Source organism: Rhodococcus chondri (assembly GCF_036327435.1).
GTDB classification, from domain to species: domain Bacteria; phylum Actinomycetota; class Actinomycetes; order Mycobacteriales; family Mycobacteriaceae; genus Rhodococcus; species Rhodococcus chondri.
Map to the genome: position 1 here is coordinate 1 of NZ_JAUZMZ010000119.1, position 15,532 is coordinate 15,532.

Here is a 15,532-nt window from a genome sequence, read left to right on the forward strand (position 1 = left end):
GAGACGAGATCCGCGAACTCACCCTCGGGTTTCTGCTCGGCGTCCGCAAACGCACCGACGAGGAGTCGGCGCTGACGCTCGCGCGCAAGCAGCTCACCGGAATCGCGGGATTGGCCTCCGAACGCATCCGCAACGCGTTGGGTCTGCCCGCGACCCTCGAAGGTCTGGCGACGGTGCTCGACATTCACCCCGTGTTCGCGCCGCAGCAGTACGTCGACCGTTCGATCTCCCTCGAAGACGGCCGGATCGAATTGCGGATCGGACGCCGTGGTGGAGCCGACGCCGACAGTGCCTGGCCCACACTGATCGACTCCGACCACCTCGGTCCGCTCGATGCGCTCGTCCGGGGCGTCGACCCGCACTTCACGGCCCGGGTTCGATCCGAAACCGCGGACGAACTGATCGTCGACGTCGTCCGGACGGACACACCCGCGAAGGAAGCCGGTGAAGTGGCGATCACCCGGTTCAGCACAGGCGCGGACTTCGAATTCGCAGACCGCGGAATACCGTTGCCCCTCATCGTCCTCTGAGCGCCACCGACCTCAGGAGAGCAATACGTGAATGTCGCGCTGTCACGCCGTGCCCTGCTGGGCGGCGTCGCCGCCACCGCTGTTGCCATGTCACTGCCGGCGGTGCCCCGCGCCCGGGCCGCCGTCACCGAAGAACGGCATCGCGCCGTGGTCGTCGGCAGCGGCTTCGGGGGCGCGATCACCGCGATGCACCTCGGCCGCGCCGGTGTGCAGACCCTGGTGCTCGAACGTGGGATCCGCTGGCCCACCGGGCCGAACGCCGACACCTTTCCGCGCATGCTCTCGCCGGACAAGCGCATGTCGTGGCTGTCGCCGATACCGGTGATGACCGGTACGCCGCCCGTCCCGACGGAAGTGTTCACCGGGCTCATGGAACGCGTGCGCGGCAACGGCATGGACATCCTGTGCGGCGCCGGCGTCGGTGGCAGTTCTCTGACGTACCACGGGATGACATTGCAGCCCGACGCCGAAAGGTTTGCGCGGTCGGTGTCGTCGAGGATCGACTACGGACTGCTCGACGCGGAGCACTATCCACGGGTCGCGCGGATGCTGCATATCGCCCCGATCCCGGACGACGTGCTCATGCACGAGCGGTACCGTTCGTCCCGGCAGTTCCTCGACCGCGCAGCAGCCGAGGGCTACGAGACGTTCCGGGTACCGATGTCCATCGATTGGGATTACGCGCGACGCGAGCTCACCGGGGAGCTGAAACCGTCCTACACCACCGGGGACGTCATCTACGGCGTGAACAACGGCGGCAAGTTCTCTGTCGACGTCACCTATCTGGCGGCGGCGGAGGCGACCGGAGCGGTGCACGTCGAGCCGTTGCACCGCGTCAACGACATCGAACGCGCAGCCGACGGTACGTGGATCACCCACGCCGACCGGATCCACACCGACGGAACGGTGCTCGAACGCAAACGCATCGTGTCCGACGCATTGTTTCTCGGAGCGGGATCGGCGGGAACCACACGGCTGCTCCTGAAGGCTCATGCCAAGCGTCTGATCACCGACCTACCCGACGCGGTGGGCACCGGCTGGGGCAACAACGGTGACCGTGTGTATTCGGTGACGACCCCGCTGGTCAGTCCGGGTGCGTTCCAGGGTGGGCCGGCCTGCGTGGGCATGCGCGACAGTTCCGATCCGGCCGGCGCGCTGATGATCGTCACCGGGCCGGTGCCGTTCCCGGCCGATATCGGGACGACGTCGATCATCGGCCTCGGGGTGGTGCCCGGGCAGGGCCGATGGCACTACGACGCAGGCAGGGACGACGCGGTGCTGCAGTGGGACCAGGCATTCGACCGGAACCTGACTCGCGCGATCGAGACACGCATCCGTCGCATCGTCGGGCCGATTGCTGTCATGGTCGACGTGAATGCGGTCGACATCAACACCTTTCATCCCCTGGGTGGGGCACCGCTCGGAACGGTGTGTGACGACGCCGGCCGGATCCTCGGGCAGCGCGGGTTGTATGTCGTCGACGGCGCGAAGGTTCCGGGGTCGACGGGCGCGTGCAATCCGTCGATGACGATTGCGGCGCTCGCGGAGTTCGGTGCCGATGACATCGTTCGCCGCGATGTCGGCACCGTCTTCTGACTGCCCTTTCGGGAAGAGAGGCGAGTCAGCCCTTCGCAGCGGAAATGCCTGCGCGCCGGCCGAAGAAGCTGCCGTCGCCCAGCGATGTCCCGCTCGCATAACCCCAGGCGCACACGCCCGACGTGCACCGGCCGGCCGCGTACAACCCGGGGATGGGTTCGCCGGACACGTGCAGGACCTCGGAATCGACGGTGGTGCGCAGTCCGCCGAGGGTGAATCCCGCGGTGCAGTTGCGCAGGTCCAGGGCGGCGAAGGGGCTTTCGATCGGCTTGACCCATTCGCTCTTCTTGCCGAGGACCGGGTCCGATCCCTGGGCGGCGTGCCTGTTGTACACCTCCACGGTGGCCTGCAACGTCCCCGTCGGCAGACCCATGTCGGATTCGAGTTCTTCGACGGTCTCGGCCACCCACTTCGGCCGGAACCGGAAGAACGGGGTCGAACTGGTTGCTGCGCAACCTTTCTCGTAGGCCACCTCGTCGATCACGAGAAACGCCTGATTGTCGTTCTTCAGCAGCGTCAGCTGGCCGATGCGACCGGGATAGGTGTCTTCCGGTACGTACCGCTGGCCGCGGCCGTTGACGAGGATGCCTCGCGCCATGAGCTGCGGATCGCCGAAGAACGCGACTTCGGTGGCGTCCATGTGCGCGAGGTCGGCACCGAGGGCCTGTGCCATGCGGATGGCACGGCCGTCGTGCTCTTCGATGGCAGCGCCGGGTCGGCCGTTCAATTGCGGCGCGTACGCGGCGACCATTTCCTTGTTGTAGGCGAAGCTGCCGGTGGCGAGGACGACGCCGCGCCGGGCACGCACGCACACCTCCTTGCCGTACTGTTTGGCGACGATACCGACGACCCGGCCGTCGCCGTCGACGATGAGCCGCTGCACACGGACGTCGTATTCTGCTCGGACACCGAGACTTTCGACCACCTGAGACAGCGGCTGCATGAGCATGAAACCGCCGCCCTTCTCTCCGGTGCGCTTGTCGGCCATCTGCGGGACGTGGCCGCGCGGGGCGGGCGTGGCGATCTCGTTGAACGGGGCAGAGTTCTCGCCCCCGGAATACATGAGACCGTCGTCTCCGGGGACTTCCCATCCGGGTTCGCCCCAGAAGCTCTCCTTGAACACGACACCATTGTCGACGAGCCAGTCGTAGTGCGCGACACTGCCATTGCAGTATTCGGCGATCTTGTCCTCGTCTGCCCCGGGCCCGAGGGCCGCAAGCATGAAGGTCTTCATGTTCTCGGCTGTGTCGTCGAATCCGAGGGCTTTCTGCAGTCCGGTGCCGCCGCCCAGGTACACGATGCCGCCGGAGAGCGACGCGGCGCCGCCCCACCCCCCGGTGCGTTCGAGGACCAGCACTTCCGCCCCGGCGCGGGCGGCTTCGATGGCGGCGGACACGCCGGCGATGCCGTATCCGGCGACGACGACGTCGGCCTCGTGATCCCAGGTGGTCACCTGGTCGGCGGGCAGGGGATGCAGGTCGGAGGGCATTGTTCGTCCGTTCTGGATAGGTCGGTCAGGACACGTGGCCGAGCTTGCCGGCGAGCCGGTCGATGTAGGCGACGACGTCGGCCTCATCGCGGTCCGGCAGCCCGAAGATCACCTCGGTGACACCGGCGTCGCGCCACTGGTCGAGTGTGTCGGGGTCGGGACGTCCGGCGAGCGCGATGACTTCGGGTGTTCCGGTACGGCCGGCGTCGGCCCACATCTTGTGCAGACGCCGGACGTTGTCGACGATGTCGCGTTCGGTCGGGGTGGTGATCCAGCCGTCGGCGGAGCGCACGATCCATTCGAAGTTCCTGTCGGTGGCGCCGGCACCGATGAGGAGCGGAGGGCGCGGCTGCTGAACGGGTTTGGGCCAGGCCCAACTCGGTCCGAACGACACGAACTTGCCGTCGTACGATGCTTCCTCCTGTGTCCACAGGGCCTGCATCGCTTCGAGATACTCGCGCAGTGCGGTGCGTCGCTTGGTGGGCGGGACCCCGTGGTCGGCGAGTTCTTCGGCATTCCAGCCGAATCCGGCACCCAGGTTGACGCGGCCACCGGACAGGTGGTCGAGCGAGGCGATGGTTTTGGCGAGAGTGATGGGATCGTGCTCGAGGGGCAGCGCCACGGAGGTGCCCAGTCTGATGGTGGACGTCACGGCCGCGGCGAGACCCAGAGCGACCCACGGGTCCAGGGTGCGCATGTACCGGTCGTCGGGGAGTGTTTCGTTTCCGGTACCCGGATGGGCGGAGGTTCGCCGGACCGGGATGTGGGTGTGTTCGGGAACGTAGAAACTGTCGAACCCGCGGCTCTCTGCGGTTTTCGCGGCGACATCGGGTCGGATACCCCGGTCGCTGGTGAACAGGGTGATTCCGTGGCGCACAGCGGCCCCTCTCATCGTTGACGCAGAAAATGTAACGCGTTCTACCTCTCGATGGAAGGGTTTCCGGACACCTGTCTAGAAATAGCCCCGACGTGATGTCTGCGACCGGTGCGTTGCCGCTGCTGAACTATCCTGGCTTGGAGGCGATGGAAGGTGACTGGATGACGGAGGAGCCGAACGCGGAGGTCCGGCCGGTGAAGCGGTCGGCGACGGCCGTGCCGGGAGCCGATCTCAAACCGGCACAGCGGGCCCGTTACCTGCGCATCATCGAGGCGGCGAGGCAGTTGGCGTCGGAGGGTGGCTACGACGCAGTGCAGATGCGCGCGGTGGCCGAACGCTCGGGCGTCGCGCTGGGCACGGTGTACCGGTACTTCCCCTCCAAGAATCAACTGCTGGTGGTGACCCTGGTCCTGATCTTCGAAGAGGTTGCGGAGCGCTTCGGCGGCGCGGACCTGCCCGGCGACACGGCGCACGAGCGCATCATGGCGGTACTGCGCGGCTCGGTGCAACAACTCGAGAGCGAGCGCAAACTGTACGACGCTCTGGTGCGGGCCGCGATGTTCGCCGACGCATCGTCGGCCGCCGAACTCGACCGGTTGGGCGAGGTACTCACCGAGCTGTTCGCGAACGCGGCAGGTATCGAGACTGTCACCGAGGAAGTGCTCAATGCGGTGCGCATCATCGCTGACGTGTGGATGGCGGGTTTGGTGAGCTGGGTGGCCGGTCGCCAGAGCGTGGACGATGTGATCGCCCATATGGACACCGCCGTCGCGCTGGTCTTCGACCGGCTTGCCCGGTTGCAGCAGACGCGCTGACGCCCTGCTGCAACCGGGGGAGTGGTCGCAAGCAAAGAATTGTCAGGCCGGAACCTCGACGACACCGATTGTCGGGAGGAAGAAGCACGACTTCTCACCGTTCTGCACGGTGCCGAAGACTGCCGCAAGAACCGTGCCCGAGCCGGTGTCGACGGGCGCGACACGGACGCCGCCGAACGGGACGGTGTCGGCGATGAAGCTCGAAATGGCGTTCTTCACGAACGGTTCCGCAGCAGGGGGAAGACCTGCCGGCACAGCCTGATTCGCCGCATCCTCGATGGTGCCCATCGGCACGAACCCGCCCCGCAGGCTGTTGATGTTGAACCAGGCCAGCTGGATTCCGTCGGCGTTCGCATCGTCTTCGAGACCGACGGGAACGAACGCGAAGAGCGTGTTGCCGGGATCGACGATGTTGAGCTTCCGGCCGAGGACGTCCCGGTCCGGCCACGGGCCGGGGAGAGCGCCGGCGACCGCGGGCGCGATTCCGAGGGGCAGGCTGCTGTCGTCGGTGCAGAACGGTGCGCCGGTGGGGTAGAGGAACGGTTCGACGCCCAGCGTGCGGAGGAATTCGATGCCGTCTTGATAGGTGCTGAGCGGCGTCGATTCGGCGACATCGACGAGGCTGCCGCGTGCATCCATGATGGCCCGGGCTGCGGCGACCGCGACCTGATCGGCCCCCGGGTCGGCATGCAGTGCGTCGAGGATCGCGGGCAGCGGGCTCGGCGCCGGGGTCTCGACTGCCGGAGCCTCGACTGCCGGGGGTTCGGCCGGAAGCGGTTGTGCAAGAGCGACGGCGGGCAGCGTGAGGCCGGCGGCCACGGTGAGAGTTGCCGCAGCCGTGAAGTGGCGCATCCGGTGGCGGGTGGTCCTGCGGGTCATAGCTGCTCCTGTGCGATGTCGGCCTCAAGCCTAAGTCTCTAGTAAAGGTTGAGGGTGTCGGGAACCAGAAGAACACAACGGGTGGCACCCTCGCCAGGGCGCCACCCGTTGTGTTACTCAACCGACATTCGCTGCCGAGCGTTACTCGCTCTCGTCGGGGTGCTTGCGCAGGTGCAGAATGCTGAGCGCGAGCCCGCCCCACACCGTCACGAGGGCAAGGATCATCATCGCGATTGCTGTTCCGCTCACAGGTTCTCTCCCGATTCGGCCTTGGTGGTTTCTCGAAGTTCTTCTTCCTCGTACTCGGTGTCGACACCCCTGCGCCACGGAATGAACGACAGAGCGATGGCGAGCACGATCGCCGCTCCCTGCACCGCCCAGCCGAAGGCGAGAACGAGGTCGTCGGGCAGACCGCCGTAGCCCTCACTGATCCGGTCGCGGATCTCGCTGAACAGCATGTACGCGAGAACCAGGGGCGTGATGACGCCGACGAACACGTACCAGGCCATACCCACCTTGAAGGACGACACCGCATTCAGGTGGGTGCGCAGTAGTGGCAGGCGTCGCAGGATCCATGCGATCACGACGACGGCCGTGAATGCCACTCCGACGACGCCGAACTGGTTCGCGAACCGGTCCACCACATCGAGGGTGTTCAGCCCCGTCGTCGTGGGGAACAACAGCAGCGACGTGATCGCGGCCGCCCCACCGATGATCAGCACAGCGGACCCCTTGCCGAGGCCTGTCTTGTCCTGGAACGCGGAGACCGTCACCTGGATGATGCTGATCATCGACGTGAATCCGGCGAACACGAGCGAGCCGAAGAACAGCACACCGAAGATCGGGCCGCCCGGCATTTCCGACACGATGGTGGGGAAGGCGATGAACGCGAGACCGATGCCGCTCGCGACGACCTCGTCGACCGCCACACCCTGGGCCTGTGCCATGAACCCCAGGGCCGAGAAGACGCCGATACCGGCGAGGACTTCGAAGCTCGAGTTGGAAAAGCCGACCACCAGGCCCGAACCCGTCAGGTTCGTCCTGCGCTTGAGGTACGAGGAGTAGGTCAGCATGATGCCGAACGCCACCGACAGAGAGAAGAAGATCTGGGCGTACGCCGCGATCCACACCCCGGTGTCGGTCAGCGCCGACCAGTTGGGGGTGAAAAACGCGTCGAGACCCGCACTCGCTCCGTCGAGCATGAGCGCCCGAACCACGAGGGCCAGGAACAGCACGAGGAGCAGCGGCACGAAGATCCGGCTGGCGTTGCCGATACCGCGCTGCACTCCCAGGACCAGTACCGTGAGGGTGACGACCCAGACCAACAGCAGCGGCCACGCGACACCGGGTACGAAGCTCAGTCCGAACGACGACTCGCCGTCGACGCGGAGGAAGTCCTCGAGGAAGAACCCTTCCGGATCAGCACCCCACGCCTCGGTGACGGAGAAGAAGGTGTAGCGGATCGCCCACGCGACGATCACCGCGTAGTAGACGCCGATGACGAAACAGATCAGAACCTGCCACCAGCCGACGAACTCGCTGCCGCGGCCCAGACGCCGGAACGCGAGCGGCGGCGATCCCCGGAACTTGTGGCCGATCGCGTAGTCGACGAACAGCAGCGGAATACCCGCGGTGAGCAAGGCGACCAGGTACGGGATGAGGAAGGCACCGCCGCCGTTCTCGTACGCGATATACGGAAACCGCCAGATGTTGCCCAAGCCGACGGCCGAGCCGATGGCGGCCATGATGAACACCGACCGGCCCGACCAGACCTCTCGTTTTTGCGCGACCGCAGGCTGTGTCACGAATCAGTCCCTCCACTCGTTCGAATGCCGTCGACGCTAGCGCGCGGCGGGACAACAGTAGTGAAGATCGGCGATGCAGGTGCATTCCGGTCGCGGAGCTGTGTCGCCGGAGTGCGGATCAGGTGTCGTCCCACAGCTTGTCCAGCTCGGGGCCGGGCTCCTCGTCCTCCTCTGCGGACGCACCGCGGTAGCGCAGCGCGAACACGATCCATCCGACGACGGCGATCAGAAGGAAACTGATCAACCGGTACACGACGACCGCGGAGAGTGCCTCCGCACCGCTCATCCCACTGGCCGTCAGGGCGGGCACGAGTACCGCGTCCATGACACCCAGACCCGCGGGAAGCAGAGGGATCGCACGGCTCGTCGCCGTGCCGGCGGCGTACGCGACGGCGATCCCGGCGAGGCTCGGCTCCCCGCCGACCGCGTAGGCGGCGAAGGCAAGGCATGCGCCGTCGCACAGCCAGTTGAACAGCGACCAGCCGAACGCCCGCGCGGCGTGCGGCCGATCCAGCTGCACCGCCCCGATCTGGTCGACGATCTTCTTCCACGCCCGGGCGCCGGCCTCGGCAGGCTTCTTGCGGATCCGGTTCAGCCCGTGCAGGGCGATGAACCCGATCGATTCGAGCGAGCCGGGATTACTCGCCGCGTACTGGATCAGCACCACGAGGACGGCGAGTCCGCCGATCGAGAAGATGAGGGAGAACGGGTTGGTCGTGGCACCGACGAGCAGCGCACCGGACAGTCCGAGCAGTGCGAGCCCGGCCGCCTGCAACAGACCTGCCATTACGAGTTGCCACGTCGCCACGACGGGGGCCGCGCCCCACTTGCGCATCTGCCGGTAGGTGAACGTGGTGGCGACCACCGGGCCGCCGGGCAGCGTCACGCTCATCGAATTCGCGGCGAGGGCCACCGACAGCGACTGGCGCTGTGAGACTTTCACGTCCGCCGCGGAGAGCAACGTGCGCTGTACTCGCGCGAAACTCCACATTTCCATGGTCGACGCCACCACGGCGGCGACTACCCACGCCCAGTGCAGGCTCCCGAGACCACGGACACTGTCGGACAGTTCCGGCCACACCAGAACCACCTCGACGGTGAGTACCACGACCAGAAGCACACCGATGATCCATTTGATGTACCTCCGCCGATTCGGTGTCAGCGCACCGTGGTTCTCGCCGGAATACTCGTCGTCGGCGGGGGTGGTGTCGTCGTCCGCCATCTATTCGGTGGGCCAGTCCGCGAGGGTACGCCGATAGAGGTTCTCCAGGTCCGCGATGCGTTCGGGCAGGTCGGCGCGGGTCCAGTCGCTCACGTCGATCGGTTCCAGGATTGCCACGTCGACAGTGCCCGAGCGCATCAGCGTCGAGTGCTTCCACAGGATCTCCCCGGCGTTGCGGATCACCACCGGCACGATCGGGACCTGCGCCTGCATCGCGATGTGGAACGCGCCCTTCTTGAACCGGCCGATGTCGGGTGTCAGGGAGCGGGTTCCCTCCGGAGCGATGACGACCGACGTGCCGCTTCGCAACGTATCCACGACCGGACCCAGCGCCGCGACTGCCTGGCCGGTGTCGGTGCGGTCCACGAAGGTCGCCCCGACGAATCTGAGGAACGCGCCGAACACCGGATCGTTCGCCATCTCCTTCTTCGTCACGCCGGTGAAGTCGTGTCGCAGGACCTTCGCCAGGATTACGGGATCGAGCTGACTTTGATGGTTGAACACGAACACGGCCGGCCGCCGCGCGAATGCGTTCGCCTCACCCTGGACGCGCACGTCGATGCCCCCCAGCGCCAGCGAGACGTCCGCGCCGATATTGGTGATCGAATCGAGCGCAAGCTTCTTGTTGCGATTGATCAGACCGAGTCCGATTCCGGTCCAAATGGATCCGAACATTCCGCCGTACGCGGCGGCGGTGCGGACCAGCTCTTTCGCTCCCGGGGTGCCGCGCGGACGGAATCTTAGGATCGGCCAGTCCCGTTCGCGTGCGACGCGTTCGAGGGTGCGGTCGGGGTTGGTGGCTGTGGGGTTACCCGTCGACTCCAGGAACTCGACGTCCTCACCACCGTTCGAATAGGTGTAGCTCGATGACGCGTCGAGTCCGTGGTCGTCGATGAAGAGCCGGGATGCAATGGCTTTCCCGCTGCGCCACAACGACTTACCGTTCACCCTGCCGGTCAGGATGCCGTCGGCGACTTCGAGCGGAGTGAACAGGATGTGGTCGACGCCGAGCGCGTCGGCACTGGCCTGGATCTGGTAGCGGGACGCCGACGACGCGATCACGACCGTGTGCCCGGCCGCCTGGTGTGCGCGGAGCAACTGCCACGCTTCGGGGTAGAGGTGCCCGGCGATCGTCGACGTGAACAGGCGTTGCCCGATTTCGTACAACTCGTCTTCGGTGTGGCCGCGCCAGGCGCGGAACGCGATCGCGACGAAACGCTCGAAGTCGTCCTCGGTCTCCGTGCCCCGGATACCGTTGATCATGGTGGCGGCGAGTTCGGAGGCGGTGACCTTGCCTGCCAGCAGGCGGTCGCGGAAGAAATGTACGCCCGAAAACCCGTGCACGATGGTTCCGTCGAAATCGAAGAACGCACCTACCTCCGGCCCCTGCGGGCCGGTCCGTACTCGTTGCAGAGCCTCTGCGAGATTCAACGCTGCGCCTTCCTGTTCGACACGTCGAGCGATTCGGTCAGTGCGACCCGCTCACCGATGGCGAGCAATTGCACCGCGAACTCGCGCCGCTTCTCGCGGACACTCTCGTCCTGGTCGAGCAGTCCGCGGTTGCGTGCCAGCTCCAGCGCGGTCGCGAACAGCTCCGACGATACGGACTCGGGACCGTGCAACCGGCCTTGCAGCAGCATCTGCTGTCCGATCGCGACGCATTCGGCGAGGAACGCGGCACGGTCGATCTCGACCGCGGGGTCGCGATCGGCCAGCCGCTCGGCGACGACGAGTTGCGAGTCGAAGAACGAACGCAGCGTGCGGTGGGTCATGAAGACCCCGGTTTCGACGAGTCTTCCCAGAACCTCCTCCGGTGGAGGCAGCATGTCGCGCCATTCGGGTTCGAGCAGTGCCAGCTCGTCGAGCAGTTCTGCTTCGAACGTCTCGTTGTCGGGAAAGAAGAACTCGAATTTGAGCATGTCGCGGAGCCGGTGCGCCTCCTCCCACGCACCCCGTATCGGCGATGCCCCCGGGTTCTCGCGGGCGTAGAGGACCGCGAGTTCGGCGATCGAGCGGTTCACGAACCAGTGCACGCCGCTGTTGCGGTAGAACGCGGCGACGAGGTGCTGACCCCGCTGGATCGAGTACACCGGCTCGAGACCGCCGGTATAGATCGTCACCACGCCGGCATCGCAGAGCGACTGCAGAACCTCGGCCAGTCCGCCCTCCGCGTCGAGAATCCGCAGTTCGCCCTGCGGCGCCCCCCGGGCGTCGAGATAGCGCCGTACGGGTGCAAGCACCGACCGCACCTCGTCGAGCGTGAGTGCCCGGTCGCGCACGCCGAGCAGAGCGAAGGTCACCAGGCAGTTCACGGTCACGGGGGTATTGCGGTTGATGCCGACGGCGATTTCGAACGCGACCTTCTGCAGCGACTTGCGACGCCTGTCGGCGCGCTCCGATTCGTCTGCCGCGGGGTCGCCGAGGTCGGGATCACCGCTCGCCGCGAGATGGGTGCGCATCGACAGGGGCGCACCGAAATGTACGTAGACATTGCCCGCGCGGCGCCGCTGCCCGCGCGCGTACCGGGCCAGCCACGTCAGTCCTTCCGGTTTCTTCGTCGCACCGGTCTGCTCCGCGGCGACCGCCGCGACTTCGGCGAGTCCTTCGTAGGTGATGGACACCGGGACGAGCATCGCATCCTCCACGCGGCCACTGCGGATCGCGTTGGCGACGTAGTTGAGCAGCCCGAAGCGCGGTGCGCGCAGTTTTCCCGTTCGGGTACGCCCGCCCTCGAAGTACCACTCGAGGTTGAACCGTTTGGACAGCAGGAACGCGAAGTATTCCTCGAGCGCCGCCTTGTACACGGCGTCGTCGCCGAAACTGCGGCGGATGAACACCGTTCCGGTGCGCCGTGCAATCGGGCCGATCGGCCAGAAGGTGAGGTTGGCACCACCCATCAGGTGGTTCGCGGGGAAGTCGTTGTTGGCCAGGATGTCACCTAGCACGAAGGCATCGGCGTACGAGCGGTGCGACGGCAGGAACACGAGGGGATGTCGCCGATTGAGCTCGCGGAGGGTGCGCAGTCCGGCCAGGTCGGCGCGCACCGTCCACGCCGCAGAATGCAGTGGTCGCATCGCCTGTGTGAACAGGTCCGTGACCAGACGCGACTGCACCGCGACGAGCTCGTCGAGCGCGGCGCGCGCCCGCTCCTCCGCCTCCGGGCGCGAAAGACCGGACTCGGCGGCCACCTCGTCCAGGCGGCGCCGGAACGATGCCGAATCCATGATCTGCGCGGCGACGAGGCGCGGTACCTTGTATCGGTCGCCGATCACGGCTCGTTCGGCGCGTTCCAGGGCGACCACCGCCCGCCGTGTCACGTACCGCGCGAGCGCCCCCGCATCCGGGACACCGTCCTCGGCAGCAAGCTGTTCGCGGAGGTCGGTCAGCCGCGCCGGGTGCGCCACCACGATGCGGTGTCGATCGGTGGCCCGGCTCACGAGCCACTTCTGGACCAGCCGGTTGGGATTCCGCGGGTTGGTGAGGGCGAGAATGTCGGAGAACCGGACGCGACGTGCCCCATCCCGTTCCGCCGGCAGCCACACGACCCGTACCGGCAGGACGAGTGGATCGTCGTCCCGGTCGACCAGCTCGGTTGCCAGGACACGGGCGTCGAGATCGAGCACGTCCGGCGGACCGTGCTTCCGGTATTCGGGGGGCACATCGTCGGACCGCAACCATCGCGCGATGAGATCTCGTTCGATCGCCGTCCTCGCCGCCGCGACGATCACGGTCGGTTCTCCGGCCGTACCGGAGCCGTGCTCCCCATGCGCGCTCATTGGCCCCCTTCCGCATGTCCCTCGACTGCAAACTACCGCGTTCGAGTCGCGCGATCCGTGCATTGGGCACGAGAATCGGTCCGTCGTAGCGTCGACGCGCGAAAGGGTGCACGCTGGGGCAAAGTGGACACCGAACGCCGGTCAGATGTCCGAGGCCGGCAACGGCAACGAGGGGAGCGCTGTGGTCGGGACCGGCCGAGCCGGCACCGCGGGATACGCCGCGATCCGGGAAACCCATACGTCGGTGGTGTTCTTCGTCGGCGACCAGGTGCACAAGATGAAGAAGCCCCTCGATCTCGGCTTCCTCGACAACCGCACCCGCGCTGCCCGCGAACGGGCGTGTCACCGCGAGGTGGACCTCAACCGGCGTCTGGCGCCGGACGTGTATCTCGGTGTCGCGGACGTGCACGGTCCCGACGGCCGGGTGTGCGAGCATCTCGTCGAGATGCGCCGACTGCCCGACGACCGCCGGCTCGCTGCTCTGATCCAGCGGGGTGAGGACGTCGGCGCCGCCGTGGAAGATGTGGCGCGCCAGGTCGCCGCTCTGCACGCGGTGTCCCCGCGCGATCCGGCGATCGATCGGTGCGCGTCGACCGAATTCGTCACCGACCTGTGGTGGCAGAGCCTGGACCATCTCGAGCGGTTGCCGGTGGGTGTCGAGGCGGCGGCGGTACTCGGCCGTATCCGGCGGGTGGCCGGTCGCTATCTCGCGGGCCGGTCCGTGCTGTTCGACGAACGCATCGCGGCGGGACGCGCGGTCGACGGGCACGGCGACATGCTCACCGACGACATCTTCTGTCTCGACGACGGCCCCCGGATCATCGACTGCCTCGAGTTCGACGACGAACTGCGATACGGTGACGCCGCGCTCGATCTCGCGTTCCTCGCGATGGATCTCGAACGACTCGGAGCGGTGGACGCCGGCCGTCGGTTGTTGCGCGCGTACGGCGAGGTTTCGGGTGATGCACCACCGGCGTCGCTCGTACACCACTACATTGCCTACCGGGCGCTGGTGCGTGCCAAGGTCACCGCGCTGCGTCACGACCAGGGCGATGCGGCGTCCCGGGAACCCGCGATGCGGTTTCTGGACCAGGTCGAGCGCAATCTCGAGCGCGCGCGGGTGCGGCTCGTGATCGTCGGGGGTGTGACGGCGACAGGCAAGAGCACCCTCTCTCGCACGATCGGTGGTCATCTCGGTGCGACGGTGCTACGCAGCGACGTCATCCGCAAGGAACTCGTCGGGTTGGCGCCGACGGATCGGACGGGCGACGGTGTCGACGCCGGGCTGTACGCTCCGGCGCACACCGACGCGACCTACGCCGAGATGTTGCGCCGCGCCACGTCCATGCTCGAAGGTGGCGTGTCGGTGGTTCTCGACGCCACCTGGCTGTCGGAGTCGCGGCGCGCAGCAGCGCGCGAGATCGCCGCCGCCGCCACAGCCGATGTCGTCGAGATCGAATGCCGGGCGGATCGGTCGGTGTTGTTGCGCCGCATCCGCTCTCGAGCCGAACAGGGCAACGATGCATCCGACGCGACACCCGCGGTCCTCGACGAGCAGTTGCGGCGGCGCGAAGAATGGCCCACTGCGGTGGTCTTCGACACCGGCGACGGAACCGAACCCGACACCGCCGGGCTGGAACGGGAATTCGGTCTCGGGCCGTGGTGAGGTGAGGCTGTCCGTGCTACCGGAGCCGGAGGCGGCGACCTAATCTGGCGTTATGCCGCTGCGTCCCTTCAGCTCACCCGCCGACGACCCGCACGCCGGCCACCAGCACACCACTCTCGAGCCCCACACTCCGGGCATCGGGGCGAAACTGAACTGGTTGCGAGCCGGTGTGATGGGCGCGAACGACGGAATCGTGTCCACGGCCGGCCTCGTCGTCTGAGTGGCCGCCGCCACGACCGACAGCGCAACGATCTTCACCGCGGGTGCTGCGGGTCTGGCAGCGGGCGCCGTGTCGATGGCGCTGGGTGAATACGTGTCGGTGAGCACCCAACGCGACACGGAAGAAGCGATGTTGCGCACCGAGCGACACGAACTCGCGCAGATGCCCGAGGCGGAGCTGCGCGAACTGGCCGGACTGCTCGAGGACAAGGGATTGGCCGCGGAGACAGCACGCGCCGCGGCCGAGGAATTGACGGCTCGGGATGCGCTGGCGGCGCATGCGGAGGTCGAGTTGGGGATCGACCCGACGGACCTGGCGAACCCGTGGGCAGCGGCGTGGTCGTCGGCGATCGCGTTCACGGTCGGGGCACTGGTACCGCTGCTGGTGATCGTGCTCGCGCCCGAGGCGTTCCGGATTCCCGTGACGTTCGTGGCGGTGCTGGTCGCGCTCGCGGCGACGGGGTCGATCAGCGCCCGGCTCGGCCGTGCGCCGCGGGGCCGGGCGGTGCTGCGGGTGGTCGGTGGCGGGGCACTCGCGATGATCGTGACGTATGCGGTGGGCGCTCTGCTCGGTATCGCCGCGTAGGGCCGGGTATCGCCCGCAGGACATGCCCGCAGGACAAGTCTGCTGAAGCCGGGCGGCGCCGCACCCCGGTAC

The 15,532-nt window shown here is 67.0% G+C and carries 13 protein-coding genes and 1 pseudogene; 6 read left to right on the top strand and 8 right to left on the bottom strand.

Going from position 1 to position 15,532, the window contains the following annotated elements:
- A pseudogene (locus tag Q8814_RS18485) lies at nucleotides 1-530 on the top strand (hypothetical protein); the annotation flags it as partial.
- An 87-nt stretch (nucleotides 531-617) separates the two neighbouring features.
- The gene (locus Q8814_RS18490) at nucleotides 618-2,126 is read left to right on the top strand and encodes a GMC oxidoreductase (RefSeq protein WP_330153461.1); all 1,509 of its coding nucleotides are present in this window, start codon (nucleotides 618-620) and stop codon (nucleotides 2,124-2,126) included.
- Nucleotides 2,127-2,151: 25 nt separating this feature from the next.
- Here the strand turns inward: Q8814_RS18490 and Q8814_RS18495 are convergent, their stop codons facing one another.
- Nucleotides 2,152-3,615, bottom strand: coding sequence for an FAD-dependent oxidoreductase (locus Q8814_RS18495; protein WP_330153450.1), 1,464 nt, complete (start codon nucleotides 3,613-3,615; stop codon nucleotides 2,152-2,154).
- Nucleotides 3,616-3,640: 25 nt separating this feature from the next.
- The gene (locus tag Q8814_RS18500) at nucleotides 3,641-4,492 is read right to left on the bottom strand and encodes an LLM class F420-dependent oxidoreductase (protein ID WP_330153451.1); all 852 of its coding nucleotides are present in this window, start codon (nucleotides 4,490-4,492) and stop codon (nucleotides 3,641-3,643) included.
- Nucleotides 4,493-4,653: 161 nt separating this feature from the next.
- Between Q8814_RS18500 and Q8814_RS18505 the strand changes: the two genes are divergently transcribed.
- Nucleotides 4,654-5,307, top strand: coding sequence for a TetR family transcriptional regulator (locus Q8814_RS18505; RefSeq protein ID WP_330153452.1), 654 nt, complete (start codon nucleotides 4,654-4,656; stop codon nucleotides 5,305-5,307).
- Between the two features lie 42 nt (nucleotides 5,308-5,349).
- Here Q8814_RS18505 and Q8814_RS18510 read toward each other — a convergent pair whose 3' ends face one another.
- The 6 genes from Q8814_RS18510 to Q8814_RS18535 form a co-directional block, all read right to left on the bottom strand.
- Complete coding sequence (locus Q8814_RS18510; protein ID WP_330153453.1) at nucleotides 5,350-6,186, bottom strand: hypothetical protein; 837 nt, start codon at nucleotides 6,184-6,186, stop codon at nucleotides 5,350-5,352.
- 141 nt (nucleotides 6,187-6,327) lie between these two features.
- On the bottom strand, nucleotides 6,328-6,435 hold the full coding sequence (locus Q8814_RS18515) for a methionine/alanine import family NSS transporter small subunit (protein WP_330153454.1): 108 nt from the start codon (nucleotides 6,433-6,435) through the stop codon (nucleotides 6,328-6,330).
- A complete protein-coding gene (locus tag Q8814_RS18520) occupies nucleotides 6,432-7,991 on the bottom strand; it encodes a sodium-dependent transporter (protein WP_330153455.1) in 1,560 nt (519 codons plus the stop codon). Before Q8814_RS18520 ends, Q8814_RS18515 begins: the two co-directional genes overlap by 4 nt.
- Nucleotides 7,992-8,109: 118 nt before the next feature.
- Complete coding sequence (locus tag Q8814_RS18525; protein ID WP_330153456.1) at nucleotides 8,110-9,213, bottom strand: lysylphosphatidylglycerol synthase transmembrane domain-containing protein; 1,104 nt, start codon at nucleotides 9,211-9,213, stop codon at nucleotides 8,110-8,112.
- Nucleotides 9,214-10,644, bottom strand: coding sequence for an HAD-IB family hydrolase (locus tag Q8814_RS18530; protein WP_330153457.1), 1,431 nt, complete (start codon nucleotides 10,642-10,644; stop codon nucleotides 9,214-9,216).
- Nucleotides 10,641-12,989, bottom strand: a complete 2,349-nt coding sequence (locus tag Q8814_RS18535) for a glycerol-3-phosphate 1-O-acyltransferase (protein WP_330153458.1) — start codon at nucleotides 12,987-12,989, stop codon at nucleotides 10,641-10,643. Before Q8814_RS18535 ends, Q8814_RS18530 begins: the two co-directional genes overlap by 4 nt.
- Nucleotides 12,990-13,134: 145 nt before the next feature.
- Here Q8814_RS18535 and Q8814_RS18540 point away from each other — a divergent pair, with 145 nt between their 5' ends.
- Genes Q8814_RS18540 through Q8814_RS18550 form a run of 3 tightly spaced genes read left to right on the top strand, consistent with a single transcriptional unit; the run spans nucleotide 13,135 to nucleotide 15,460 of the window.
- The gene (locus tag Q8814_RS18540) at nucleotides 13,135-14,655 is read left to right on the top strand and encodes a bifunctional aminoglycoside phosphotransferase/ATP-binding protein (protein WP_408015934.1); all 1,521 of its coding nucleotides are present in this window, start codon (nucleotides 13,135-13,137) and stop codon (nucleotides 14,653-14,655) included.
- Nucleotides 14,656-14,707: 52 nt separating this feature from the next.
- Nucleotides 14,708-14,875 (top strand): hypothetical protein, encoded by a 168-nt coding sequence (locus tag Q8814_RS18545; protein ID WP_330153459.1) that lies wholly within the window; start codon nucleotides 14,708-14,710, stop codon nucleotides 14,873-14,875.
- Nucleotides 14,876-15,460, top strand: coding sequence for a VIT1/CCC1 transporter family protein (locus tag Q8814_RS18550; protein WP_330153460.1), 585 nt, complete (start codon nucleotides 14,876-14,878; stop codon nucleotides 15,458-15,460).
- Nucleotides 15,461-15,532 lie beyond the last annotated feature (72 nt).

Bases quoted from the DNA above. Each gene is read 5' to 3' on its own strand.
- Q8814_RS18540 (WP_408015934.1), top strand. From the start codon at position 13,135: ATGTCCGAGGCCGGCAACGGCAACGAGGGGAGCGCTGTGGTCGGGACC.
- Q8814_RS18525 (WP_330153456.1), bottom strand. From the start codon at position 9,213: ATGGCGGACGACGACACCACCCCCGCCGACGACGAGTATTCCGGCGAG.
- Q8814_RS18490 (WP_330153461.1), top strand. From the start codon at position 618: ATGTCACTGCCGGCGGTGCCCCGCGCCCGGGCCGCCGTCACCGAAGAA.
- Q8814_RS18505 (WP_330153452.1), top strand. From the start codon at position 4,654: ATGACGGAGGAGCCGAACGCGGAGGTCCGGCCGGTGAAGCGGTCGGCG.
- Q8814_RS18535 (WP_330153458.1), bottom strand. From the start codon at position 12,989: ATGAGCGCGCATGGGGAGCACGGCTCCGGTACGGCCGGAGAACCGACC.
- Q8814_RS18510 (WP_330153453.1), bottom strand. From the start codon at position 6,186: ATGACCCGCAGGACCACCCGCCACCGGATGCGCCACTTCACGGCTGCG.
- Q8814_RS18495 (WP_330153450.1), bottom strand. From the start codon at position 3,615: ATGCCCTCCGACCTGCATCCCCTGCCCGCCGACCAGGTGACCACCTGG.
- Q8814_RS18545 (WP_330153459.1), top strand. From the start codon at position 14,708: ATGCCGCTGCGTCCCTTCAGCTCACCCGCCGACGACCCGCACGCCGGC.